We start from the raw sequence: 24,725 nt of genomic DNA, 5'->3' as shown, positions 1-24,725 counted from the left end.
TCACCGATGCTGTCGACGCCCTGGTCAACGGATTTCGGTCTGCGGGTCCCCATCGTCAACGCCCCGATGGGCGGGGTGGCCGGCGGCCGCCTGGCAGCGGCGGTCACGGGCGCTGGTGGCCTCGGCATGGTCGGCATGGGCAGCGTCGCCACCAGGGAGCTGCTCGCCGAGCAGCTACGGCACGTCGACGGACGGTTCGGCATCGGCATGGTCGACTGGGTGATGCGCAACGAGGCCGGCCTGCTCGAGGACGCGCTCGCCGCCCGGCCCGCCCTGCTGTCGGTCAGCTTCGGCACCGAATGGTCGTGGGTCGCTAAGGCACATGACGCCGGAATCCCCACCGTCACACAGGTTTACGACAGCACCGGGGCGCGCCAGGCCGTCGACGCCGGCGTCGACATCCTGGTCGCGCGCGGGTCCGAGGGCGGCGGGCACGGCGAGGACAAGCTGGGGCTGCTGCCGCTGCTGGACGCCGTTTTGGACGCCGTCTCCGTCCCGGTGCTGGCCGGCGGCGGTGTCGCCTCGGCGCGCAGCCTGGCCGCGGTGCTGGCCGCCGGTGCCAGCGGGGCGTGGGTGGGCACCCGGCTGTCGGCGTGCCCGGAGGCGCTGACCGGCGACACCGGCCGTCGCGCCCTGGTCACGGCGACCGAGACCGACACCGCGGTCACCCGGGCCTTCGACGTCGCCAAGGGGCTGCCCTGGCCGGCGCGGTTCCCGTCGCGGGTATTGGCCAATGACTTCGTCGAGCACTGGACGGGCCACGAGGAGGCGCTGGACGCGGGGGCCTGCGACGAGCTGGCCGCAGCGATTGCCGCCGGGGACTGCCGGATCGCCCCGGTGGACGCCGGGCAGGGCGTCGGGATGATCCGCAACGACGCGTCGGTGGCCGACGTCATCGACGAGATGTGCACGGGCGCCGAGGAATTGCTGTCGCGCTGGGGATCTACCGCCGGCCAGGCGTGAGCACGACGCAACACCGGTCCCGGCCGGGGCAGAGTCGGGCGTCGGGGCCGTGCGGTGCGAGCGCATCGGCCACACCGGTGATCAGCGCGTGGTTCATGTTGCAGGCCAGCGCCGTCTGCTCCTGCGCCAGCGCGTGGAACGGGCAGTTGGCGAGCTCGACCTCATCCTCGGAGAAACGCGGCTCGTAGCCGTATCGGCGCAGCACCCGGACCGCGCTCTGCAGCGCCGCACGGGCGTCTTTCGGGGGAGAGGAGCCCACGGCCATGGTGTGGCCGTACTCGCGGGCGACCCGGTTCAGCACCTCGGCAATCGGCTCGCCGGTATCGGCCGAGCGCGCGATGGCGGTCGCCATCAAGCGCCCGGCCAACTCGTACTCCCGCTGGGGAAGGCTGACCGCGATATCGCGGCGCGCCCGGCGATACAGCTTGGAGGTGCGCCCGGCGCCGGGGCCGGAGCGGCCGGTCACGCGCGCGTAATCGGATTCCAACAGGCCCTCCGCGGTGAGCCGGTCCAGGTGAAACTTGGCCTGGTGGTGGGGGATACCGACGGCGTCGGCCGCCTGGTCACGGCTCACCAGTCCCGGTTGGGAGCACACGAACTGATAGAGCTGCCGGCGCACCGGATCGGCGAGCGCGCCGATACCGGCTGCGTCGCGCTCCAGGGCGTCCGCGTCGTCCATTCGACCGCCATTTCTAACAGACAAAATGCTTGACGCCACAGTCTACCGAATCTAACGTTCAAACTATTATCTGTTAGAAATGGAGGCTCCCATGAGTACTAAGCAAGCCATCAGCCCCGCTTTGGCCGACCAGCTGAGGGATCCGGCCTACTCGGCATACTTCGCGCTGCGCACCGTGTTCACCATCGCGCCCATCGTTTTCGGGCTGGACAAGTTCTTTAACCTGCTCACCCACCCGCACCACTGGAGCATGTATCTGGCCGGATGGATCAACGATCTGGTGCCCGGAACGGCCGACCAGTGCATGTACCTGGTGGGCATCATCGAGATCGTGGCGGGGGTGCTGGTGGCGGTGGCCCCGCGGTGGGGCGCCTGGGTGGTCGCGGCCTGGCTGGCCGGCATCATCATCGATCTGGTCACCGGGCCCGGCTTCTACGACGTCGCGCTGCGCGACTTCGGCTTGCTCGTCGGCGCCGTCGCGCTGGCCCGGCTGGCGCAGGGCGTGCACAACGGCACCATCGGAGGCGGCGTCGCGGCGCGTTAGCCGTCAAACCGCGCGCAGGTAGCGCTTGGCGATGAGGCGCTGACCCACCTTCACCACCGGCCCGCCGGCCTTGCTCCACCAGGTCGCGGGCCGGGAGAAGGCGGACACCTCCGCGTACACGGCCGAGGTCGCCGGGTCGCGGCGAACCACGAAGCGTTCCTCGCCGGATTCCGGATGGCCCGGCAGGGTGCCGTACCCGAAGCCGCGGATGTCGGGTTCGTCGACGACGTAGACGACCCGACAGGGCGCAGGCAGAAAGCCCATCTTCACCACCACCACCGCGTCGACCACCGCGATCTCGGAGCTGGCCTGCACCCGCAGCCCCGACCCGCGCTGCATGCCCCAGCGCATGACGGCGGCCGCGGCTTGCTCGAAACGCTGTTCGCCCGTGCCGATTTGGCGCTCGGCGTGTTGATGGTCGTATCCGGCGGGCAGCTCGCCGCCGGCCGTCGCCCCCACTTCGGCATAGGTCAGGGGGAGTTCCTCGAGCGCTCGTAGGTCCACGTACTCAGCTTGCCACGCAAAGACGCGTGTCATGCCTGATTCTCCGCTCGGGACGGGACTCAGAGCGAGAGGTAGTCGGTTGATTTGGCGGATCGTCATCGAGCCCTCACCGACAGCAGACGCGACCCGCTTGACCGAGCGGCTCCGCGATTGCGATGTCTGCCACCGGCAATCCGACTAGGTGGGGAGTTCGCTGTTCGTGGGATTGCGCAGCGCCTGGTCACCCAGGATCACCACGGGTGTCTGCTCTGTCGGGCTTGCGGTCTGCGTCGAAGACCGGTTCGGCAACCTTCGCGCGTGGGCCGGGCCCGGACGGCCGGAGCGATACGGGAAGCCGACGTCGAGTCAGCGTGATCGTTTCTTGCGGCTGCTGTCCGGACAACCCGGGCCGGTGCGTTCCGGGGACCGTGTGTGCATCCTGATAAAGCCGCATGCGGAAGTATTCGGTGTTCTCGCGCTCATCGATCCCGAAGAAAAGGCCAATGACGACGACCTGTTCGCCCTGCAGTACGGCGGCAGTGTGCTCGGACTCGAGTTCTCTCATCAACGGAACCTCGCCGAACTGCAACTCAACGTGCGCCGCGAGCTGGTCGACGACCTGCTGGCGGGCACCGACGACAACGGGGCCTACGCGCGCGCCGACGCGCTAGGCCACGATCTGCGCCGTCCTCACTATGTAGTAGTGGTTCAAAGCGCGCGCGGCGCCGACAATGCCCTGCTCGCCGCTGCGGGCCGTGCCGCGGCTGCATGCACCTGAATGATTTGTCGGGTCGCCATGGGAGCCTGGTGGTCTTACTCACCGACGGTCGTCCTGATCCCGTTGCGCTGCACGGGGCGATCGGTCGAAAACTCGGCCACTCAGCGATTGCAATCGGGCGTCGGGCCACGCTGCGATGCGCCGAGCGACTTACCGCAGTCATTCATGAAAGCCCGTCGCGCCCTGAACATTCGGCTGAACTCAGCCAATCCCCGGGGAGCGTCCGCTTATGACGAGCTGGGTTTCTACCACTTGGTCGATGCGGCGCATGCTGCAGGTGCTGCCCATGAATACGCCCGCCAGTGGCTCGGCGTGCTGATCGACTACGACGCCGCAAAGAAGGCCGACCTGGTGCACACCTTGAGCCACTATCTGGAACGCGGCGGGAACTACGACGAATCGACTACTGCTCTGCAGGTTCACCGCAGCACGCGGCGGTATCGGCTCGGCCGCATCACCGACTGACCGGTTTCGACCTCCGCGATATCGATACCCGCTTCAATCTGCATGCCGCTAGCCGGGTATGGCGCTTCCTTACCCCCATCCCGTGACATGCGCCGGCGGCGAATTCCTTGCCTGCGTTCGACATTCGGGGGGTGCGCATACCGGCGGGCACTGGATTGCTTGTCCTGCGAGGTCTAAATCCGTGCACAATTTCGGGCCTACGCGGCCAGTTTGCCCTCATCGCCCTCGGGTATCCGGGCGCAGAATCGCAGAGTTACCGATTGTCAGGAGAAGCCGATGCAAGCGATGACGTACCGCGGCCCCTACAAGGTTCGGGTCGAAGAGAAGCCGATCCCGGCAATCGAGCATCCCAATGACGCGATCGTCAGGGTGCAGTTGGCGGCGATTTGCGGATCCGACCTTCACCTCTACCACGGCTTGATGCCCGACACTCGCGTCGGCCATACCTTCGGTCACGAGTTCATCGGCGTCGTAGAAGAGGTGGGTGCCTCCGTTGAGAATGTGAAACGCGGAGACCGGGTGATGGTGCCCTTCAACATCTACTGTGGGTCATGCTACTTCTGCGCCAGAGGGCTATATTCCAACTGCCACAACGTGAATCCCAATGCCACCGCGGTTGGTGGCATCTACGGCTATTCCCACACGTGTGGGGGTTACGACGGCGGGCAGGCAGAGTACGTGCGGGTACCATTCGCCGATGTCGGCCCGTCACCAATTCCCGACTGGATGGACGACACAGACGCGCTGCTGTGTACTGATGCGCTGTCGACCGGTTACTTCGGGGCTCAACTCGGAGACATTGCCGAGGGCGATACCGTCGTCGTCTTCGGGGCCGGCCCGGTGGGCGTCTTCGCCGCGAAATCGTCGTGGTTGATGGGGGCCGCTCGGGTGATCGTGGTCGATCATCTGGAATACCGGTTGGAGAAGGCCCGCAGCTTCGCACACGCCGAGACCTACAACTTCGCCGAGTGCGACGACATCGTGCTCGAGATGAAGAAGACCACCGACTTTCTCGGGGCGGACGTGGCGATCGACGCTGTCGGCGCGGAGGCCGACGGAAATCTCCTTCAACACGTCTCGACGGCGAAGCTCAAGTTGCAGGGTGGCTCGCCGATCGCACTGAACTGGGCTATCGATTCGGTTCGAAAGGGTGGAACGATCTCCGTCATGGGCGCCTACGGGCCCATGTTCAGCGCCGTCAAATTCGGCGACGCCATGAACAAGGGTCTGACCATTCATACCAACCAATGCCCGGTCAAGCGGCAGTGGCCCCGGCTGTTCTCACACATCAAGAACGGCTATCTGAAGCCGAGCGAAATTGTGACACATAGGATTCCGCTCGAGCACATCGCAGAGGGCTATCACATCTTCTCATCCAAACTTGACGACTGCATCAAGCCGGTCGTTCTTCCGCACGCCAGCTGAACAGACAGGAGCAAGGCAATGACTCAGACGCAACGTCCGCTGGCCTACACAGCGGAGCATCCGCCGACACCGAACAGCGACGAATTGCGGGCGCAGATCCCGGGTTGGGGTGCTGACCTCGATCCAAAAGACCGGCCCTCGGAGCCCAAGCTACGGTTAGACCTACCCACCGGAGCGCACTGGGACTTTCCCGAGCGCCAGGGCGAAAGTGGCCACGTGAGCGCTCTGTCGAGCACAGGTTTCTGACCCCGGTGTTCGGAACCGCGCAGCCACCCAGTGGCATCTCTGGCATCATCCGCAGGTACGCCTACCGATTCAGTGAAGGCCGAGCGGCGCACTGGATGGTGCTGCTGTATGCGGACCGCGTGGACGCGGCCGAGCACCACATCCGTTCGCTTCTCACCGCGCATCCAGACAACCCGATCACCGAGACGGGAATCAAGAGCGAGCTCACCCATCATGGCATTAAATCGCGCCTGGGCCGCAACCGGGCCGATCTGGCACATGTCTGGATGGATCCGATCATCGTGGCCGGGCCCTGGATCCTGACCGGCGAGGCAATCACCTTCGCTCTGGGTAAAGTGTTGAAGGGCTTAGGATCTCGCCCGCGGCGCTAGCCGATCGCGACAGTACCCCTCAGCTTCGGCTGAGGGGTACTGTCGCGGGAACGAATACCAACTGAGAGAACATAGGTCAGTTAATAGTTGTTGTAGGTGCTGGCGACTCGCACCGCCGTTCCAGAGTATCGAGAGTATTGCTGTGCTTGCGGAAGGGCTTGCGCCTGCTGAGCAGCCTGGGGGTCTTGGGCGTTGAGCGCCGCCACTACCTGCGGGTAACTGCAAGTTGTGTTGACGACCAAGTCCTCGTTGGGATCTGCGGACGCAACAGCGGCGGCAGTCAACGACAATGTCAGGCCGCCCGCGACAACAGCCAGTCTGATCGACGGCTGTGTGACCGTACTTTTAACCTCCTGTCCTAGGCTTTCCGAGCGCATCTCGTCGCGGCCTGGCAGTTTCATGACCTAAGCAGCAACCAGGTCACTGCGCGCTCAGCCGCTGAAAGTCCCTGGGGAGCTGGCTCAGCACGTCATCGAACTCACCGGGCGTCACCGCGTCACGAAGCGTCGCCATGACCGCAACCACGCCAGTCTCGGCCACGCCAGGATCAAGTCCGCTCCGTTCGGCCACACGGTCGACGAACTCATCGAAGCTGAACCCCTCGGCCTCTTCTTCCGTCGGGAGCAAGCTGTCCTGGAGCGGTCCGGGCAGTTGGGCGGCCAGATCCCGAGCCTCGCCGCCGGTGATGCGTTCGGCGAGGGTGGTCAAGGTGGCGCGTAGGAGCGCCACCGCTTCGCCTTCTTGCAGGTTGGTGCGCTCGGACACTAGCGCAATGATCTCCTCGTATTTCATTGAATCTCCTCAAGTTTGGACGTCCGATATCCTGCCGCAGGGTGAGCGCGGGTGCTTCGTGCTGGTGAGCCGAAATCCAGCGGTGGCAATGGACCTATCAGGCCGCGCTCACGTCGCCCGGGCAGCGGTCGGCACACTTGCTCAACGAAGGTCCATGCGGTCAGTAGGGAGTCGCGTCCGAACAGTGTCATGCAGCGTTACCGACCGGTCGCTTCCAGTTATAGCTCATCGGGATCTCGCTCTTCGGCGATCTTGGCCAGCCGCCAAAGGCACTCACGGTTTCGCGGAGCGAAGGCCGCCGCCTGCACGGTCTCTGGCAGAGAGCTCAGTGGACCCGAGACCGCTATTTCCGACATTGCTACCCGGCACCGCCCGGCGGCGTCGCTCAACCGCAACGTGACCAGGGCCTCCGAGGCCGGCCTCACGCGGGCGAAGAGGACGAGTTCCTCGTTAGGAACACATGTTTCGACGATGGTCTCGTCGTCGATGACCGCGGGCCAGGCGCCGATGGAGTGCAGAATGCGGGTGCCGGGTGAAGGCCACTTCCTGCTGACGGCCCGTATGCGGCTGTTCCCCACCACCCAACCCGAATACGTCCAACCGTTGGCCAGGACATCCCAGACTCGGCCGGGTGGCGCGTCGATGTCTCTAGTGACCGTCATGACTTGGGTCCTCCGGTTCCAGTGGACTCGTTCACAGTTCATCGAGCCTGGGATACAGAAGTTCTTGAGCGCACAGTTGAATGGCGGCCGCAATCGGAATGGCGACGAGCGCACCGACAATTCCGAGCAGTGCCCCGCCGACGAGTACGGCCAGCAAGGTGGCCACCGGCGGCACCTTGACCGCCCGCCCAATGATCTTGGGTACCAGGAGATAATCCTCGGCCAACCGGAACATCACGTAGAAGGCCAGCGTGGCAATGGCTATCGGGAGGGACACGGTGAGCGCTACCGCCGCGACAATGAGTCCGGCGACTGTTGATCCGAACGGGATGAGGTCCAGTACCGCGACGAATATCCCGAGCAGCAGCGGATAGGGCACACCGAAGATGACGAGCCAGATGAAGGTGGCCACCCCCGCGATTACCGATATCACGATGTTGCCGAACACGTAGGCGCCCACTTTCGCGTATACCTGGTCGCCGATGAGGATCGCCCGCGGCCGGCGGGATCCAGGCACCAGACGGTACAAAGTCGCGCGTATTCGGGGCAGGTCGACCAGAAAGTAGACGGTCAATACCGCCACCACCAAAAGGTCAGCGAAGGCTCCGAATAACGCCGTCCCGGCCTTGACGGCCTGCCCCAGGACCGCCCCGCCGGAGCTGTTGACCGTTTCGGTGATGCGTTGTTGGAGGTGAAAGAGGTCATTCAGCCTGCCGATCCAGGATGAATGGTCACCGACGCGCTGGACGTAGTGCGGCGCCTGCTCGATGAACTGGCGCGCCTGCTGCACGAGCGGGGGAATGGCGGCGGCAAGTGTTCCGGCCACGACTGCAAGCACGGCGACAAGCACCGCGCTGACCGCGGCCCAACGGGGCAGCTTCTTGCCGACCAACCACGACACCGCCGGCTCGAGTCCCAGGGCCACAAAGAAAGCCACCCCGATCAGTAGCAGCATCGACGACGCCGCCGCAAGGCTGCGTACCACGCCGTAAGTCACCGCGACGCCCGCCGAGGCGGTCAACCCAACCAAGAACGGTGAGCGCCAGTTGAATCGGGGTCCCGGAGATCCCAGAGGCCGTTCTGGTGTACTGATCTGGGCCGCGACGCGTTCGGCGGCGGCGATGGGTTCCCGGTCTGTCGTGTCGGGTCGGTCAACAGTGAAAGGATCATCGTCGCCGGCCCCGGTTCCAGGCTGGGCAGTCAAGCCGAAGCTGCCGGCCACCGCCACGTTTCGACCTGTGCTCAACGCCATCTTTCCTCTCTGTCGGGACCGGTCTGATCCGGCGAAGACCCCTCGGGTAGGCGGATGCCGACTTAAGAAGGTTCGTGGTGCTTGCTCAACGATTCGACAATCTCGCCGGCAAGGTCGCGCACCGGTGTATTGGTTTGTTGCGAGATCGCTTTGAGTATCGCGATGGCACGAGGGGCGTCGACGTCGAAGCGTTCCATCATCATGCCTTTCGCTTGCCCGATAACGTCTCGCGTAGCCAACGCCGCTTTGAATTGACGTATCCACTCGTCATTGATGAGCGCAATTGCGGCATGGCTGGCGACCATTGCGCCCGATAAATTCCGACTCCAGTCCGAATACGTTGGGCGCGAATCCGAACACCGGGGCTGCCTACCGGACAAGATAAAGCCCGACCGGTCTCCTTCTTCCCACTGCGCCCCCAAGTTCGGCCGTCGTGTGAACCAAGCTGCATCGACTATGTCAACCGGAATGGGTCGAAGCGTCGGCCCACCAGATCAATAAATCGCAGGCGCCGTAGACCTCTCGGGGCCAGTCAGCCCGAGCAAAGTCAACAACCGGCAGAGCGGACTGGTCGCAGCGCCCGGCCGCGGCGCTGGGTTGACGCCACCGGTAAGCGCCTTCTGCGCTAAGAATGGGACTAGTAGAGCGCGACAACCCCGTCACCCGGACCATCGTGATGCCGGCGGGAAGTCGTCGCACCGCACACGTGAACGACCCGCCCCGGCGCCCGTCTCCGTCACACTCGCTTACCGACTTCACCTCCCACGCGTTCTCAAGTCGAGTCAGGCAGGGCGAGCCGAGTCTCGATATCCGATGGACGCCCTGGCGCTGTCCGATATGCGACCGAACCGCGCGGCCGCATTTGGCGCGTACGGTCGTAGAAGTGACCGTAGAAAACTCGAAAACTGTTGCAGGCGCTTCCGGAACCTTCACCTTCGGCGGCGACCTGACCGTCAACCGCCTCGGCTTCGGCGCCATGCGCCTGACGGCGAAGGGCGTGTGGGGCCCGCCCGACGACCGCGACGAATGCGTCCGGGTGCTGCGCCGGGCCGTCGAACTCGGCGTGAACTTCATCGACACCGCCGACTCCTACGGGCCCTACGTGTCCGAGGACATCATCCGCGAGGCGCTGCATCCCTACGACGGTCTGGTGATCGCCACCAAGGCGGGGCTGCTGCGCACCGGCCCGGACATCTGGATTCCGTTGGGCAATCCGAGCTACCTGCGCCAGGAATGCGAGATGAGCCTGCGCCGGCTGGGCGTGGACACCATCGACCTGTTCCAGCTGCACCGCATCGACTCGAACTTCCCGCTGGAAGATCAGGTGGGCGAGCTGCTCACCCTGAAGAACGAGGGCAAGATCCGCCACATCGGCCTGTCCGAGATCGACGTCGACCAGCTGAACGCCGCCCTGCGCGTCACCGAGATCGTGTCGGTGCAGAACATGTACAACCTGACGGCCCGTGGCGCCGAGCCGCTGCTGGACGCCGCGACCAAACAGGGCATCGGGTTCATCCCGTGGTTCCCGCTGGCCGCCGGGCCGCTGGCCGCCCCCGACGGCCCGCTGCAGCGCATCGCCGCCGACCACGACGCGTCGCCGTCGCAGTTGGCGTTGGCGTGGTTGTTGAAGCGCTCGCCGGTGATGGTGCCGATCCCGGGCACCTCCAAGGTCGCGCACCTGGAGGAAAACGTCGCCGCCGCCCAGATCGAGCTGTCCGACGACGAATTCGAAATGTTGTCGGCCGCCGGGGCGCAGCAGCCCGTCTAACCACCGCGCGAAAGCCCGTCCGCCGGGCAATACGGTGTTGTGGTGGCCGAACATCAGCGACACCCCGGCGGCGGGTTCAACCCGCCGGAGCCGACGACCAAGGGCGGGCCCGATTACGGCAGGTTCATCGATGCCGTGCGCTCGTTGCAGGACCACGCCCGGGCGGCCGACGCGCCCGACGAGGTGATCACCGAGGCCGCTGACCTGCTGGAGAAGGTGTCGGCTCTGCTGGCGCCCTTCGACGCCGACGAGTGGGCGTCCCCATCGGGCCGGCGGATGGACCTGCCGATGCGGGGCAACATCCTGACGATCCCGATGTCGGCGCACAAGGGCGAGGACGGCCGGATCCACGGCCAGGCCCGCTTCGCCCGATTCCATCTGGGCCGCAACGGCGCCGTGCACGGCGGCGCGCTGGGGATGCTGTTCGACTCCATCCTCGGGTTGTCGGCGTCGGTGCTGACCGGCAACCCGCGGCAGCGCACCGCATACCTCAAGATCGATTACCGCCACATCGTCCCGGTGGAAAAAGAACTGCAGTTCGACGCGGGCGTCGACCGGGTGGACGGACGCAAGATCTTCGTGTCGGGCCGGTTGACCGACGGCGAGCAGTTGCTGACCGAAGCCGACGCGCTGTTCGTACGGCTCAAGCCTGGCCAGCCGTGAGCGCGGTCGGCACCGATAGCATGGCAGCGATCGACGGTCACACCACCAACCTTGGAGAACCAGCCTCATGAGCGCCCCCGCCAACGACGTCTCGCAAGCCCCGATCCGGGTGCCTGCCGGGACCACCGCGGCCGCCGCGGTGGGCGAGGCGGGGTTGCCGCGCCGGGGCACGCCCGACGCGATCGTGGTGGTGCGCGACGTCGACGGCAAGCTGCGCGACCTGAGTTGGGCGCCCGACGCCGACACCGACGTGGTCCCGGTGGCCGCCAACACCGAGGAGGGACGCAGCGTCATCCGGCACTCGGCCGCGCACGTGCTGGCCCAAGCCGTCCAGGACCTGTTCCCGCACGCCAAATTGGGGATCGGGCCGCCGATCACCGACGGGTTCTACTACGACTTCGACGTGAGCGAGCCGTTCACGCCGGAGGACCTGACAAAGCTGGAAAAGCGGATGCGCCAGATCGTCAAGGAAGGACAGCTGTTCGACCGGCGCGTCTACGCGTCCAAGGACGCGGCGCGCGCGGAGCTGGCCGACGAGCCCTACAAGCTCGAGCTCGTCGACGACAAGTCCGGGGATCCCGACGTCATGGAGGTCGGCGGCGACGAGCTCACCGCCTACGACAACCTGAATCCCCGTACCCGGGAACGGGTTTGGGGCGATTTATGCCGCGGCCCGCACATCCCGACCACCAAGCACATCCCGGCGTTCAAGCTGACCCGAAGCTCGGCCGCCTACTGGCGCGGCGACCAGAGCAACGCCAGCCTGCAACGCATCTACGGCACCGCCTGGGAGTCGCAGGAGGCGCTGGACAAGCACCTGGAGCTGCTCGACGAGGCGCAGCGCCGCGACCACCGCAGGCTGGGTGTCGAGCTGGACCTGTTCAGCTTCCCCGACGAAATCGGTTCCGGCCTGGCGGTGTTCCATCCCAAGGGTGGCATCATCCGTCGCGAGCTGGAGGAGTACTCGCGACGCAAGCACATCGAGGCCGGGTACGAGTTCGTCAACACCCCGCACATCACCAAGGAGCAGCTGTACATCACCTCGGGCCACCTCGAGTGGTACGCCGACGGCATGTACCCGCCGATGCACCTCGACGCGGAGTTCAACGCGGACGGAACGGTGCGCAAGCCGGGGCAGGACTACTACCTCAAGCCGATGAACTGCCCGATGCACCACCTGATCTACCGGTCGCGCGGTCGGTCGTATCGCGAACTTCCGTTGCGGCTCTTCGAGTTCGGCAGCGTGTACCGCTACGAGAAGTCGGGCGTGGTGCACGGGCTGACCCGGGTGCGCGGCATGACGCAGGACGACGCCCACATCTACTGCACGCGAGAGCAGATGCGCGACGAGCTGACCTCGCTGCTGCGCTTCGTGCTGGATCTGCTGGCCGACTACGGGCTCAACGACTTCTACCTGGAGCTGTCCACCAAGGATCCGGAGAAGTACTCGGGCTCCGACGAGATGTGGGACGAGGCCACCGAAGTCCTGCGGGAGGTCGCCGAGGCCTCCGGGTTGCATTTCGTTCCCGACCCCGGGGGCGCGGCGTTCTATGGCCCGAAGATCTCGGTGCAGGTCAAGGACGCGCTGGGCCGCAGCTGGCAGATGTCGACCATTCAGCTCGACTTCAACATGCCGGACCGCTTCGAGCTGGAGTACACCGCGTCCGACGGGTCGCGGCAGCGGCCGGTGCTGATCCACCGGGCGCTGTTCGGGTCGATCGAGCGGTTCTTCGGCATCCTCACCGAGCACTACGCGGGAGCCTTCCCGGCGTGGCTGGCGCCGGTGCAGGCGGTGGGCATCCCGGTCGCCGACGAGCACGTGGAATACCTGGAAGGCATTGCCGCGCAACTCAAGTCGCACGGTGTGCGCATTGAGGTCGACTCCAGCGACGACCGGATGGCCAAGAAGATCGTCAACCACACCGCCCAGCGGGTGCCGTTCATGTTGCTGGCCGGTGACCGCGACGTGCAGGCCGGCGCGGTCAGCTTCCGTTTCGGCGATCGCACGCAGATCAATGGTGTGCCGCGCGACAGCGCGGTCGATGCGATCGTGAAGTGGATCGCCGATCGCGAGAATTCCGTGCCCACAGCAGAACTCGTGAAAGTGTCAAGTGGTGAGTGACCGTGAGTGATCGCGAACCGGCCGAGCAGGGCGCCGACGACGCCATCCTGGACAGGGGCGTCGGCGAGGAGGATCACCTGCAACGGTTGTGGACGCCGTACCGGATGACGTATCTGGCCGAAGCGCCGATGAAGCGCGACAACGGCAAGACCGAGCAGCCGTTCAGCGACATTCCGCATCTTGCCGACGAAGACGGCTTGGTAGTCGCCCGCGGCGAGCTCGTCTACGCCGTGCTCAACCTCTACCCCTACAACCCCGGACACCTGATGGTGGTGCCCTACCGGCGCGTCTCCGAGCTCGAGGACCTGACCGACCCCGAAAGCGCGGAGCTGATGTTCTTCATTCAGAAGGCGATTCGCGTCATCAAGAACGTCTCGCGCCCACACGGTTTCAACGTCGGCCTGAACCTGGGGACGTCGGCCGGTGGCTCGCTGGCCGAACACCTGCACGTGCACGTGGTGCCGCGCTGGGGTGGCGACGCGAACTTCATCACCATCATCGGCGGATCGAAGGTGATCCCGCAATTGCTGCGCGAGACGCGCCAGCTGCTGGCCACGGAGTGGACAAAGCAACCATGAGCAAAATGCCGTTCCTGTCGCGGGCGGCGTTCGCGCGGCTGACCACTCCGACCGCACGGGCATGCCTACGGCTGGGATTGACCCCCGACGTCGTCACCATCCTGGGCACCATCGTCGCGGTGGCCGGGGCGCTCACGCTCTTCCCGATGGGCAAGCTGTTCGCCGGCGCGCTGGTGGTCTGGTTCTTCGTCCTGTTCGACATGCTCGACGGGGCGATGGCCCGGGAACGCGGCGGCGGCACCCGATTCGGCGCGGTGCTGGACGCCACCTGTGACCGGCTCAGCGACGGCGCGGTGTTCTGCGGGCTGTTGTGGTGGATCGTCTTCGGCCTGCACGACAAGCTGCTGGCGGTCGCAACTCTGATCTGTCTGGTGACCTCGCAGGTGATCTCCTACATCAAGGCCCGCGCCGAAGCCAGCGGGCTGCGCGGCGACGGCGGCCTGATCGAACGGCCGGAACGGTTGATCATCGTGCTTGTCGGCGCCGGCGTGTCCGACTTTCCGTTCGTCGCCTGGCCGCCCGCGCTGCCGGTCGCGATGTGGGTCCTGGCGGCGGCCAGCCTCCTCACCTGCGCGCAGCGGTTGCACGCGGTGCGCACCTCGCCGGGCGCGACCGATCGGGTGGTGAGCGAGCCGTGATTCCCACTTCGCCGGGCATGAAAACGATTGGGGCGCAACGCCGGATGGCCCGCCGGCTGGCCGGCCGGACGGTGGGCAGCCTGACGGGCGGGAGGGCCGCCGACTGGGCCTACGCGTCCGGCTGGATGGCGGTGCGGGCGATGCCGGAGTTCGCCGCGCGCAACGTCTTTGAGGCCGGGGCGCGCTACGCCGCCCGCGGCGGCGGCCCCGAGCAGCTGCGCAAGAACCTGGCCCGCGTGATCGGGGTCGCACCCGAGGAGGTGCCCGACTCGCTGATGCGGGCCTCGCTGGCCTCCTACGCCCGCTACTGGCGCGAGGCGTTCCGCCTGCCGGGGATGGACCTGGCCGCGATGGGCCGCGAGCTGCACGACTCGGTGCTGGGGCGAGACCATATCGAGGCGGCGCTGTCCGCCGGCCGCGGCGCGGTGATCGCGTTGCCGCACAGCGGCAACTGGGACATGGCCGGGGTGTGGTTGGCGCAGACCCACGGCACCTTCACCACCGTCGCCGAGCGACTCAAACCCGAGTCGCTGTACCGGCGCTTCATTGCCTACCGCGAACGCCTGGGCTTCGAGGTGCTGCCGCTGTCCGGGGGGGAACGGTCGCCGTTCGACGTGTTGTGCGATCGGCTGCGGGACAACCGGGTGGTGTGCCTGATGGCCGAGCGCGACCTCACCCGCACCGGCGTGCAGGTCGATTTCTTCGGCGAGCCCACCCGGTTGCCGGCCGGACCGGCGAAGCTCGCCATCGCGACCGGGACGGCCCTGCTGCCGGCACACTGCTGGTTCGAGGACCGCGGCTGGGGCGTGTCGATACACCCGCCCCTGGACTGCACCAGCGGCGACGTCGGCGCCATCACTCAGGCGATGGCCGATCAGTTCGAGAAGAACATCGCCGTGCGTCCCGAGGACTGGCACATGATGCAGCCGCAGTGGCTGGCTGACCTCCCCGAAGCCAAGCAGGCCCGGCTGAAGGACACCTGATGCGGATCGGGATGGTCTGTCCCTACTCGTTCGACGTTCCCGGCGGGGTGCAGTCGCACGTCCTGCAGCTGGCCGAGGTGATGCGCGCGCGGGGCCACGAAGTCAGCGTGCTCGCGCCGTCCTCGCCGCACGCCGCGCTGCCCGACTACGTCGTCTCGGCTGGCAAGGCCGTCCCGATTCCCTACAACGGGTCGGTGGCCCGGCTGCGGTTCGGGCCGGCCACCCACCGCAAGGTGAAAAAGTGGCTCGCCGAAGGCGCTTTCGACGTGCTGCACCTGCACGAGCCCAACGCACCGAGCCTATCGATGCTGGCGCTGAACATCGCCGAGGGTCCGATCGTGGCGACGTTTCACACGTCGACCACCAAATCGCTGACGCTGACGGTGTTTCAGGGCATCCTGCGCCCGATGCACGAGAAGATCGTCGGGCGGATCGCGGTCTCCGATTTGGCCCGCCGCTGGCAGATGGAGGCGCTGGGCACCGACGCGGTGGAGATCCCCAACGGCGTCGACGTCGCTTCGTTCGCCTCGGCGCCGCGCATGGACGGCTACCCGCGCGCCGGCAAGGCGGTGCTGTTCCTGGGCCGCTACGACGAGCCACGCAAGGGCATGTCGGTGCTGCTCGACGCGCTGCCGGGGCTGGTCGAACGTTTCCCCGACGTGCAGCTGCTGGTCGTCGGTCGCGGGGACGAGGACCAATTGCGCGTCCAGGCAGGCGAATTGGTGGACCATATCCGCTTCCTCGGCCAGGTCGACGACGCCGGAAAGGCGTCGGCCATGCGCAGCGCCGACGCGTACTGCGCGCCCAACCTCGGCGGCGAGAGCTTCGGCATCGTGCTGGTCGAGGCGCTGGCCGCCGGCACCCCGGTGGTGGCGAGCGATCTGGACGCCTTCCGCCGCGTGCTGCGTAACGGCGACGTGGGCTGCCTGGTGCCCGTCGGCGACGGCGACGCGCTTGCCGATGCGCTGATCGCGGTGCTGGAGGATGATGTGCTGCGGGAACGATATGTGACGGCCGGTTCGGCCGCCGTCCAGCGCTACGACTGGTCGGTGGTGGCCAGCCAGATCATGCGGGTGTACGAGACGGTCGCCGCGTCAGGCGCCAAGGTTGAGGTGGCCAGTTGATGACATGGCTGATTGTCGCCATCGCGGTCTTCGTCGCGGTGCTGGCGGTCTTCGGCGCGTGGGCGTACCGGACGGCCAACCGGCTGGACCGGTTGCACGTCCGCTACGACCTCTCGTGGCAGGCGCTCGACGGCGCACTGGCACGGCGCGCGGTGGTGTCGCGCGCCGTCGCCATCGACGCCTATGGCGGCGCGTCCGAAGGGCGGCGGCTGGCGGCGCTGGCCGACGCCGCGGAGGGGGCGCCGCGGCCCGCGCGGGAAAACGCGGAGAACGCGCTGTCGGCCGCGCTGGCCCTCGTCGATCCGGCGTCGCTGCCGGCCGGGCTGATCGCCGAGCTGGCCGACGCCGAGGCCCGGGTGGTGCTGGCCCGTCGCTTCCACAACGACGCGGTCCGCGACACCCTGGCGCTGGCCGAACGGCCCCTGGTGCGGCTGTTCCACCTCGGCGGAACCGCCGCGCTGCCCAGCTATTTCGAAATCGTCGAGCGGCCGCACGCGCTGGCCCACGGCGACCACGGCGTCCTCAACCACCGCACCTCGGCGCGCGTCGTGCTGCTCGACGACACCGGCGCGGTGCTGCTGCTGTGCGGGTCGGATCCCGCGCTCACGCACCAGCACGCACCGAAGTGGTGGTTCACGGTGGGCGGCGAGGTGCAGCAGGGGGAGCGGCTGGCCGAGGCCGCCGCGCGGGAGCTGGCCGAAGAAACCGGTTTGCGGGTCGCGCCGGCCGAGATGGTCGGGCCGGTGTGGCGGCGCGACGAGGTCTTCGAGTTCAACGGCTCGCTGATCGACAGCGAGGAGTTCTACTTCGTCTACCGCACCCAGCGGTTCGAGCCGTCGCGCGCGGGCCGAACCGAGCTGGAATGCAGCTACATCCACGGCCACCGCTGGTGTGACGCTGCTGACATCGCTGCGCTGGTCGCGGCGGGGGAGACGGTGTACCCCATGCAACTATCCGGACTGCTCACCGATGCGGCCGCGCTGGCCAGCGGCCGCACCTCCGGGCCGCTGCTGTCCATCCGCTGACTCCGTGGCGTCAACGCGGGCTAAAGCGCCTCATTAGACTGGGTCGACAACGGTTGAAGGAGATCATGCAGTGAGTACCGCCCACCCACCGAACGGCAACGGGCGAACCGGAACGGCGCGCGTCAAACGCGGCATGGCCGAGATGCTCAAGGGCGGCGTCATCATGGACGTCGTCACCCCCGAGCAGGCCAAGATCGCCGAGGCCGCCGGCGCCGTCGCCGTAATGGCGCTGGAGCGGGTGCCCGCCGACATCCGCGCGCAGGGTGGGGTGTCGCGGATGAGCGACCCGGACATGATCGAGGGCATCATCGCCGCGGTGACCATCCCGGTGATGGCCAAGGCCCGCATCGGCCACTTCGTCGAGGCGCAGATCCTGCAGAGTCTCGGCGTGGACTACGTCGACGAATCCGAGGTGCTCACCCCCGCCGACTACACCCACCACATCGACAAGTGGAAGTTCACCGTGCCGTTCGTGTGCGGGGCGACCAACCTCGGCGAGGCGCTGCGGCGGATCAGCGAGGGCGCGGCCATGATCCGCTCCAAGGGTGAAGCAGGGACCGGCGACGTCTCCAACGCGACCACCCACATGCGGGCGATCGGCGGCGAGATCCGCCGCCTGACGTCGCTGTCCGAAGACGAATTATACGTCGCCGCAAAGGAATTGCAGGCCCCCCACGACCTCGTCGTCGAGGTGGCCCGGGCGGGCAAGCTGCCGGTCACCCTGTTCACCGCGGGCGGCATCGCCACCCCGGCGGACGCGGCGATGATGATGCAGCTCGGTGCCGAGGGCGTGTTCGTGGGGTCGGGCATCTTCAAGTCCGGCGACCCCGCGCAGCGCGCCGCCGCCATCGTCAAGGCGACCACCTTCTACGACGACCCCGACGTGCTGGCCAAGGTGTCGCGCGGGCTGGGGGAGGCGATGGTGGGCATCAACGTCGAGCAGGTCCCGGAGCCCCATCGCCTGGCGCAGCGCGGCTGGTAAAAACAGTCCGTGTCGATCGAGAAGATCCTTGACCTCGAGCAACTCGAGGTCAACATCTACCGCGGGAGCGTATTCAGCCCCGAACAGGGAAACTTCCAGCGCACCTTCGGGGGCCAGGTGGCGGGCCAGTCGCTGGTCTCGGCGGTGCGCACCGTGGACCCGAGCTTCCTGGTGCACTCGTTGCACGGCTACTTCATCCGGCCCGGCGACTCCTCGGCGCCCACCATCTTCATCGTCGAGCGGCTGCGCGACGGCGGGTCGTTCTGCACGCGGCGGGTCAACGCCATCCAGCACGGCGCCACCATCTTCTCCATGTCGGCGTCGTTCCAGACGGATCAGGAGGGCATCCACCATCAGGACGTGATGCCCGCGGCGCCGCCTCCGGACGACCTGCCGGGGCTCAAGTCGATGAAGGTGTTCGACGACGAGGGCTTCAAGCAGTTCCAGGAGTGGGACGTCCGCATCGCTCCGCGCGACCAGATCCACCGGCTTCCGGGCAAGGCCTCCCAGCAGCAGGTGTGGTTTCGCCACCGCGACCCGCTGCCCGACGACCCGGTGCTGCACATCTGCGCGCTGGCCTACATGAGCGACCTGACGCTGCTCGGTTCGGCGCAGGTCACCCACCTTGAGGAGCGGGAGCACCTGCAGGTGGCGTCGCTGGACCACGCGATGTGGTTCATGCGGATGTTCCGGGCCGACGAGTGGCTGCTCTACGACCAGAGCTCGCCGTCGGCCTGCGGCGGGCGGGCGCTGTGCCAGGGCAAGATCTTCAACCGGCACGGCGAGATGGTCGCGGCGGTCATGCAGGAGGGCCTGACCCGCTTCCCCCGCGGATTCCTGCCCACCCAGCAGTGAGCGCGCCGCGGATCGGGGTCCTGGCCCTGCAGGGGGACACCCGCGAACACCTGGCCGCCCTGCGCGAGGCGGGTGCCGAGTCGATGCCGGTGCGCCGGCGCGGCGAGCTCGAGTCGGTCGACGGGCTGGTCATTCCCGGTGGGGAATCGACCACCATGAGCCACCTGCTGCTAGACCTCGGGCTGCTGGAGCCGCTGCGTGGCCTGCTGGCCGACGGGCTGCCCGCCTACGGCGCCTGTGCCGGGATGATCCTGCTGGCCAGCGAGATCCTGGACGCCGGCGCGGGCGGTCGCGAGGCACTGCCGCTGCGCGGGATCGATATGACGGTGCGGCGCAACGCCTTTGGGCGTCAGGTCGATTCGTTTGAGGGTGACATTCCGTTCGCGGGGCTCAGCGATCCGGTGCGCGCGGTATTCATCCGCGCGCCGTGGGTCGAGCGCGCCGGTGACGGCGTGGAGGTGCTGGCCAGCGCGGCCGGGCACGTTGTCGCGGTGAAGCAGGGCCGCAAGCTGGCCACGGCGTTTCATCCGGAGATGACCGGTGACCGGCGCATCCACCACCTGTTCGTCGACCTCGTCACCGGCTGACGACCGGTTGCACACCGGCCACAGCGGCACCAGCATCCGGGTGGTGAGGTGACTGCGAAACGCGCTAGCGGATGCGCTAGCGCGTTGTGGAAGCGGCATATCCCCGCCCTGCCGTGACTCCTGGGGACGCTGAGACGGCCGGGTAGTGGCCGGGCGACCCACCCCAACCGTCCACGTAGACTCGTCTGGCCACAAAAACAAAGGACTTTTCAGATAGGACACCGATGAGCGGCCATTCCAAGTGGGCCACCACCAAGCACCAGAAGGCCGTCAAAGACGCGCGGCGTGGCAAGGAGTTTGCCCGGCTGATCAAGAACATCGAGGTCGCCGCCCGCACCGGCGGCGGTGACCCGGCTGGCAATCCGACGCTGTATGACGCCATCCAGAAGGCGAAGAAGACATCGGTGCCCAACGACAACATCGAGCGCGCCCGCAAGCGGGGCGCGGGCGAGGAAGCCGGCGGCGCCGACTACCAGACGATCATGTATGAGGGCTACGGCCCCAACGGCGTGGCGGTGCTGATCGAGTGCCTCACCGACAACCGCAACCGCGCGGCCGGCGAGGTCCGGGTGGCGGTGACCCGCAACGGCGGCAACATGGCCGATCCCGGATCGGTGTCCTACCTGTTCACCCGCAAGGGCGTCGTCACGCTGGAAAAGAACGGCCTGAGCGAAGACGACGTGCTGACCGCCGTGCTGGACGCCGGCGCCGAGGACGTGAACGACCTCGGTGAGAGCTTCGAGGTCATCTCCGAGCCGACCGATCTGGTGGCGGTGCGCACCGCGCTGCAGGACGCCGGCATCGACTACGAATCGGCCGAGGCCAGCTTCCAGCCGTCGGTCAGCGTGCCCGTCGACGTCGAGGGCGCGCGGAAGGTGTTCAAGCTGGTCGACGCGCTGGAGGACAGCGACGACGTGCAGAACGTCTGGACCAATGTCGACCTGTCCGACGAGGTGCTCGCGGCGCTCGACGAGGAGTAGCTAGTCGTACCCGTGCCGCATGTCCTCGACGATGCGCGGATTGTCCAGGGTCGACGGCTCGACGGGGCGCGGGCCGATGTCGCCGCCGAATACGCCGGCCGCGTCGAGCACCTGCTGGTTGAGGTAACGCAGCGGGGGCGCGTTGGTGGGCACCTTCGGGGTGGGCGCGACGTCCGCGCGCCGCGCCAGGGCGAATCCCCAGTCGCCGAACGTGGGCACGTGCACGTGATAGGGCGTGACCGCGTAACCGGCGGCCCGGATCGTCGAAACCGTGCGCCAATACGCCGTCGGGGTGGAAAACGGGCTGCCCGCCTGCACCACCATCAACCCACCGGGAGCCAGCGCGCGGGCCACCAGTGCGTAGAACTCCGCCGAGTACAGCCGGCCCAGCACGGGTGTGTTGGGATCGGGAAGGTCGACGATGACCGCGTCGAAGCGGTCCACGTCCGGTCCGCGCAACCAGTTCATCGCGTCCTGGGTCAGCACGGCCACCCGCGGATTGTCCAGCGAACCGCCATTGGCGGCGCGCAGCGTGGTGCGCGCGATGTCGATCACCGCGGGGTCGAGCTCGACCTGCACGATCTTGGAAATGCCGGGCTGGCGCAGCAATTCGCGGGCCGCCAGTCCGTCGCCGCCGCCGAGCACCAGCACCGATTGGGCGCCGTTGCCGAGCGCGGGGTAGACCAGGCTTTCGGTGTAGCGGTATTCGTCGCGAGTGGAGAACTGCAGGCCCCCATCGAGATACAGCCGGGTGTCGTTGCCGCGCCGGGTCACCACGATCTCCTGATAGGCCGTGTGCCGGTAGGCGACGATCGGGTCGGCGTAAAGCCTTTGCCTGCTTGTTGTTTCGACGTCGGCCGAACGCAGCAGCAGGGTGGCGAGCAGCCCCACCGCGGCGGCCAGCGCGCACAGCGCCAGCACCAGCTGCCGCGTCGAAACCACTTGGCGCAACAGGAAAATCGCCACGACGGCGGCGGCCGCCAGGTTGATCATGCCGGTGGCCGCCGCGCCGCGAATCATCCCCAGCTGCGGCAGCAGCAGGAACGGCCAGACCAGCCCGCCCAGCAGTGCGCCCAGGTAGTCGGCGGCGTTCAGGTTGGCCAGCGTGCGTCCGGCATCGGCGGCTGGGTCTGTTTCAGGGCCTATCCGGCCCTGGTGCAGCAGCGTCATCAACAGCGGCACCTCGGCACCGACCAGGCCACCGATCAGCGCCGTGCTCGCCGCGAGCACCCACGTCGACCCGACGGACCCGTCCAGGAACGCGAACACCACGTACAGCGCCGCCGCCGACAGCCCACCGACGATGCCCAGCAGCGCCTCGACGGCGATGAAGGTGATCGCGGCGTGCGCCAGCAGCGGCTTGACCAGCAGCGCGCCCACGCCCAGCGCGGCGATGTAGCCCGCGACGATCAGCGAGGTGGCGACGATCCCGCCGCCGTCCAGGCTGGCCGACAATGTCAGCAGCGCGAGTTCATAGATGATGCCGCACGCCGCGCACGCCGCAACGGCGGCAAGCAACAGCGCCCGCCACCGACCAGACACCGCCGCGGGCGGCGCCGCCTCGGGCGCCCGCACCTTGGCCCTCGACCCGACGGTGCTCATGACACCGCCGCGGCGGTCACCCCTCCAACGGCCAGCAGTATCAGCGCCACCGCGAACGATCCCGGATGCAGCTCCGGCTCGTCGATGTGCTCGTGAAAACTGCCCGGGATCAGCAGGTGCATCGCCAGCAGCGCGACGCCCAGCAGGATCACGCCCATCAGCCCGAACACCGCCACCCCGACGAGTCCCTGGCCCAGCTGGCTGTAGCTGTTGGCGATGGCGGTGATGATGACGATGGTCAGGGCGATGTACATCGCGCCCGCGACGACCACGGCGTTGGGCCGGCGGTCGATGAACACCAGCTGGCGCAGCTTTCCCGGGGTCAGCACGTCGACCGCGTAGAACCCGACGAGAAGCACAGCCATGCCGACGACGAAGTACAGGATCGTCGCGACTGCGCCTTTCAGCACGGGATTGAGGTCGACGGTGCCGATCTCGACGGCGAGATACATGGTGTTCTCCTTTGCGGTGGTGCCGTCACTTGATTCCGCCGGGGCCGCCGGGCGTGCCGCCTGCGCCGCCGGATGGGGATCCCGGGAAAAACCCGGGGCCGAGGAAGATGAAGGCGCCGTGGCTGTATCCGGCGCTCAGCGGTTCCACGCGGATGCTGCACGCGTAGCTGCCGTCGGGGCCGACGATCACGATGTTGTTGCTGTAACGCAGGTACTCGGTATTGCCGTTGTCGGCCCGCGCGTCGGGTTCCGCGTAGTCGGCGAGCACGTCGGCCACCTGATCGGGTGACCCGGTGCACTGGTAGCGAGTCCCGTTCACGTCGCGGGCGTACTCGTGATAGTGGCCGGCGATGTACGACGCAATGTTCTTCTGCAGCAACAGGATTCCGAAGATCAGACATGTCACGCCGGCCACGCCCAGCACGCCGGCGATCACGAACAGGCGGTTGCGGCTCACGGGCGCCACCGGCTGGCCGTGTGTACCACCGTTCCGCCATTGCCGACGGGACGCCCCGGATAGAGGTGCCAGGTCTGCCAGCGCCAGCCGGCGCCGTCGGGTTCGGCGGCCAGCACGGTCAGCGCGGCGTCATCGCCGGGAAACGTGCCGCCTAGCCAGCCCGTGCGGTGGGCGCAACGGCCGCGCAGGTCGCGCGCGAGGCCGCGAAAGCTCGCCTCGTCGTGGGCGTCGGTGCGGGAGTGCAGGCGGTAGCCGGGCGCCTCGGTGCGCTGCGGCAGGTCGGCCCCGAGACTGCGTGCGGTGCACGAGATTTCCTCGGAGAACGCATGCTCCACGGCGACGACGTGCGAGGCGCCGAGCACGCCGAGCAGCAGCGCGGCGCCGCCGCCGGGGTGGTCCAGCCGGCAGCTGGCCAGGGGCGCGGGTACGGGCGCGTTGAGAGCCAGTCCCAGCCGTTCCCCGGATACGTCGGCCGGGGTCACGGCGAGTTGATGGAGGGGCACCGGCGAGACCTCGTGCTCTACGCCGGGCTCGGTGGGGGCGCCGCGTACACGGTGATCTCGCCGGGCGAGACCGACCTGCCCGTCGATACTTCCCAGGGCATGTCCGGGGCCCAGCGCTCGAACGAGAGCAGCGCCGACTCGTCGGTGTTGGTGCAGTCGACGAATTCCATCTCGCCGCCGGCCGGCAGGCCGGTGGTGCCTTCGGTCGTGTAGGAGGCGCGGCCGCGTTCGGACTCGTGGAACATCACACCGTCGACGACGTATGGGTCGCCGGGCCGCAGCGGCACGTCCTTGCGCGTGACCCATATCGCCAGCTCGAGGCGCCCGTCGTCTTCCTCGACGCTGAACCACATCGGCTGGTCGCCGCCCTCCAGCAGGTGTTCCCACCAGACGAAGGGGCCTTCGCGGAAAGTGACCGAACCGCGCACGATGTAGTCGATGCCGCCGTAGCTGACGATGGCCCCGGGCCCGAGTTGGCGGGGGCCGAACTGCGGCATCGCGTCGGCGGCCAGCGGATCCTGGCGCCCGCCTCGCTGGGCCGGTTCTTTCGGCCGCCGCAAAGCCACCACGAGCACCACGATCGACGCGATGAAGAGCACCACGGCGATCATGACCAGCAGAGATCCCACGCCAACCCCTCCGTTGCCACATTGCTCGAGCGAACGTGGGCTAAAGCTAACAGCTTTTTCTCGGGTTCGGCGCCGTAACGTCACCGCGGGAATCGGTGGTGCGGCCGCGTGTCCTAC

28 protein-coding genes and 1 pseudogene are annotated in these 24,725 nt (G+C 67.4%); 18 read left to right on the top strand and 11 right to left on the bottom strand.

The genetic code is table 11. The features are described 5' to 3' along the window. Positions 1–6 precede the first annotated feature (6 nt). Positions 7–963 (top strand): NAD(P)H-dependent flavin oxidoreductase, encoded by a 957-nt coding sequence (locus MTY59_RS25190; RefSeq protein WP_221043562.1) that lies wholly within the window; start codon positions 7–9, stop codon positions 961–963. Here MTY59_RS25190 and MTY59_RS25185 read toward each other — a convergent pair. Continuing rightward, positions 944–1,642, bottom strand: coding sequence for a helix-turn-helix transcriptional regulator (locus MTY59_RS25185; RefSeq protein WP_221043561.1), 699 nt, complete (start codon positions 1,640–1,642; stop codon positions 944–946). The two genes, MTY59_RS25190 and MTY59_RS25185, sit on opposite strands and share 20 nt — an antisense overlap. A 91-nt stretch (positions 1,643–1,733) precedes the next feature. Between MTY59_RS25185 and MTY59_RS25180 the strand changes: the two genes are divergently transcribed. Beyond that, a complete protein-coding gene (locus MTY59_RS25180; RefSeq protein ID WP_221043560.1) occupies positions 1,734–2,186 on the top strand; it encodes an Rv2617c family stress response/phage resistance protein in 453 nt (150 codons plus the stop codon). A gap of 3 nt (positions 2,187–2,189) precedes the next feature. Here MTY59_RS25180 and MTY59_RS25175 read toward each other — a convergent pair whose 3' ends face one another. Next, entirely contained in the window at positions 2,190–2,690 is a 501-nt protein-coding gene (locus MTY59_RS25175) for a DUF1990 domain-containing protein (RefSeq protein WP_221046652.1), read from the bottom strand. A gap of 181 nt (positions 2,691–2,871) precedes the next feature. On the opposite strand from MTY59_RS25175, the gene MTY59_RS25170 reads away from it, so the two are divergent. The 4 genes and pseudogenes from MTY59_RS25170 (at position 2,872) to MTY59_RS25155 (ending at position 5,954) form a co-directional block, all read left to right on the top strand. Next, entirely contained in the window at positions 2,872–3,447 is a 576-nt protein-coding gene (locus MTY59_RS25170; RefSeq protein ID WP_221043559.1) for a hypothetical protein, read from the top strand. Between the two features lie 165 nt (positions 3,448–3,612). Next, the gene (locus MTY59_RS25165) at positions 3,613–3,912 is read left to right on the top strand and encodes a helix-turn-helix domain-containing protein (RefSeq protein WP_221043558.1); all 300 of its coding nucleotides are present in this window, start codon (positions 3,613–3,615) and stop codon (positions 3,910–3,912) included. A 276-nt stretch (positions 3,913–4,188) separates the two neighbouring features. Further along, positions 4,189–5,337: a zinc-dependent alcohol dehydrogenase gene (locus MTY59_RS25160; RefSeq protein WP_221043557.1), complete on the top strand. Its 1,149-nt coding sequence runs from the start codon at positions 4,189–4,191 to the stop codon at positions 5,335–5,337. A gap of 39 nt (positions 5,338–5,376) precedes the next feature. Beyond that, positions 5,377–5,954: pseudogene (locus tag MTY59_RS25155) on the top strand (hypothetical protein). A gap of 420 nt (positions 5,955–6,374) precedes the next feature. Here the strand turns inward: MTY59_RS25155 and MTY59_RS25150 are convergent. The 4 genes from MTY59_RS25150 to MTY59_RS25135 all read right to left on the bottom strand — a co-directional run bounded on the left by MTY59_RS25150 (position 6,375) and on the right by MTY59_RS25135 (position 8,965). After that, positions 6,375–6,746 (bottom strand): DUF2267 domain-containing protein, encoded by a 372-nt coding sequence (locus MTY59_RS25150; RefSeq protein WP_221043556.1) that lies wholly within the window; start codon positions 6,744–6,746, stop codon positions 6,375–6,377. Positions 6,747–6,964: 218 nt separating this feature from the next. Next, the gene (locus MTY59_RS25145; RefSeq protein ID WP_221043555.1) at positions 6,965–7,408 is read right to left on the bottom strand and encodes an SRPBCC family protein; all 444 of its coding nucleotides are present in this window, start codon (positions 7,406–7,408) and stop codon (positions 6,965–6,967) included. Between the two features lie 31 nt (positions 7,409–7,439). After that, a complete protein-coding gene (locus tag MTY59_RS25140; RefSeq protein WP_431190744.1) occupies positions 7,440–8,612 on the bottom strand; it encodes an AI-2E family transporter in 1,173 nt (390 codons plus the stop codon). A gap of 110 nt (positions 8,613–8,722) precedes the next feature. After that, on the bottom strand, positions 8,723–8,965 hold the full coding sequence (locus MTY59_RS25135) for an ANTAR domain-containing protein (RefSeq protein WP_221043553.1): 243 nt from the start codon (positions 8,963–8,965) through the stop codon (positions 8,723–8,725). Between the two features lie 578 nt (positions 8,966–9,543). Between MTY59_RS25135 and MTY59_RS25130 the strand changes: the two genes are divergently transcribed. The 12 genes from MTY59_RS25130 (at position 9,544) to MTY59_RS25075 (ending at position 20,965) form a co-directional block, all read left to right on the top strand. After that, a complete protein-coding gene (locus MTY59_RS25130; protein WP_221043552.1) occupies positions 9,544–10,428 on the top strand; it encodes an aldo/keto reductase in 885 nt (294 codons plus the stop codon). 39 nt (positions 10,429–10,467) lie between these two features. Further along, positions 10,468–11,091 (top strand): PaaI family thioesterase, encoded by a 624-nt coding sequence (locus MTY59_RS25125; RefSeq protein WP_221043551.1) that lies wholly within the window; start codon positions 10,468–10,470, stop codon positions 11,089–11,091. A gap of 67 nt (positions 11,092–11,158) precedes the next feature. Next, positions 11,159–13,213 carry a threonine--tRNA ligase gene (gene thrS, locus MTY59_RS25120; protein WP_221043550.1) on the top strand — a complete coding sequence of 685 codons (2,055 nt, stop codon included), beginning with the start codon at positions 11,159–11,161 and terminating at the stop codon, positions 13,211–13,213. A gap of 2 nt (positions 13,214–13,215) precedes the next feature. Beyond that, positions 13,216–13,791 carry an ATP adenylyltransferase gene (locus MTY59_RS25115; protein ID WP_221043549.1) on the top strand — a complete coding sequence of 192 codons (576 nt, stop codon included), beginning with the start codon at positions 13,216–13,218 and terminating at the stop codon, positions 13,789–13,791. Beyond that, positions 13,788–14,429 (top strand): phosphatidylinositol phosphate synthase, encoded by a 642-nt coding sequence (gene pgsA / locus MTY59_RS25110; RefSeq protein ID WP_221043548.1) that lies wholly within the window; start codon positions 13,788–13,790, stop codon positions 14,427–14,429. The genes MTY59_RS25115 and pgsA overlap by 4 nt, the downstream gene beginning before the upstream one ends. A 44-nt stretch (positions 14,430–14,473) precedes the next feature. Then, positions 14,474–15,412, top strand: a complete 939-nt coding sequence (locus MTY59_RS25105) for a phosphatidylinositol mannoside acyltransferase (RefSeq protein WP_250160911.1) — start codon at positions 14,474–14,476, stop codon at positions 15,410–15,412. Next, positions 15,412–16,536: a glycosyltransferase family 4 protein gene (locus MTY59_RS25100; protein ID WP_221043546.1), complete on the top strand. Its 1,125-nt coding sequence runs from the start codon at positions 15,412–15,414 to the stop codon at positions 16,534–16,536. Before MTY59_RS25105 ends, MTY59_RS25100 begins: the two co-directional genes overlap by 1 nt. Then, entirely contained in the window at positions 16,536–17,561 is a 1,026-nt protein-coding gene (locus tag MTY59_RS25095; protein WP_221043545.1) for an NUDIX hydrolase, read from the top strand. Before MTY59_RS25100 ends, MTY59_RS25095 begins: the two co-directional genes overlap by 1 nt. A gap of 70 nt (positions 17,562–17,631) precedes the next feature. Then, positions 17,632–18,543, top strand: a complete 912-nt coding sequence (pdxS, locus tag MTY59_RS25090) for a pyridoxal 5'-phosphate synthase lyase subunit PdxS (protein ID WP_221043544.1) — start codon at positions 17,632–17,634, stop codon at positions 18,541–18,543. Between the two features lie 9 nt (positions 18,544–18,552). Further along, on the top strand, positions 18,553–19,398 hold the full coding sequence (gene tesB, locus MTY59_RS25085) for an acyl-CoA thioesterase II (protein WP_221043543.1): 846 nt from the start codon (positions 18,553–18,555) through the stop codon (positions 19,396–19,398). Then, complete coding sequence (gene pdxT / locus MTY59_RS25080; protein WP_221043542.1) at positions 19,395–19,985, top strand: pyridoxal 5'-phosphate synthase glutaminase subunit PdxT; 591 nt, start codon at positions 19,395–19,397, stop codon at positions 19,983–19,985. Before tesB ends, pdxT begins: the two co-directional genes overlap by 4 nt. A gap of 224 nt (positions 19,986–20,209) precedes the next feature. Next, positions 20,210–20,965 carry a YebC/PmpR family DNA-binding transcriptional regulator gene (locus MTY59_RS25075; RefSeq protein WP_221043541.1) on the top strand — a complete coding sequence of 252 codons (756 nt, stop codon included), beginning with the start codon at positions 20,210–20,212 and terminating at the stop codon, positions 20,963–20,965. On the opposite strand, the gene MTY59_RS25070 is transcribed toward MTY59_RS25075, so the two are convergent. The 5 genes from MTY59_RS25070 to MTY59_RS25050 are packed head-to-tail and all read right to left on the bottom strand — an operon-like array spanning position 20,966 to position 24,608. Continuing rightward, positions 20,966–22,567, bottom strand: coding sequence for a polyamine aminopropyltransferase (locus MTY59_RS25070; RefSeq protein WP_250160664.1), 1,602 nt, complete (start codon positions 22,565–22,567; stop codon positions 20,966–20,968). Continuing rightward, positions 22,564–23,019: a DUF350 domain-containing protein gene (locus tag MTY59_RS25065; RefSeq protein WP_221043540.1), complete on the bottom strand. Its 456-nt coding sequence runs from the start codon at positions 23,017–23,019 to the stop codon at positions 22,564–22,566. Before MTY59_RS25065 ends, MTY59_RS25070 begins: the two co-directional genes overlap by 4 nt. A 25-nt stretch (positions 23,020–23,044) precedes the next feature. Beyond that, complete coding sequence (locus MTY59_RS25060; protein WP_221043539.1) at positions 23,045–23,476, bottom strand: DUF4247 domain-containing protein; 432 nt, start codon at positions 23,474–23,476, stop codon at positions 23,045–23,047. Beyond that, positions 23,473–23,979 (bottom strand): DUF2617 family protein, encoded by a 507-nt coding sequence (locus MTY59_RS25055; protein WP_221043538.1) that lies wholly within the window; start codon positions 23,977–23,979, stop codon positions 23,473–23,475. Before MTY59_RS25055 ends, MTY59_RS25060 begins: the two co-directional genes overlap by 4 nt. 17 nt (positions 23,980–23,996) lie before the next feature. Beyond that, positions 23,997–24,608: a DUF4178 domain-containing protein gene (locus MTY59_RS25050; protein ID WP_221043537.1), complete on the bottom strand. Its 612-nt coding sequence runs from the start codon at positions 24,606–24,608 to the stop codon at positions 23,997–23,999. Positions 24,609–24,725: the final 117 nt, after the last annotated feature.

The sequence above is a fragment of the Mycobacterium senriense genome, from assembly GCF_019668465.1.
Lineage (GTDB): Bacteria > Actinomycetota > Actinomycetes > Mycobacteriales > Mycobacteriaceae > Mycobacterium > Mycobacterium senriense.
The sequence above is the reverse complement of the archived record's forward strand: the minus strand, read 5'-3'. Positions and strand labels throughout refer to the sequence as shown.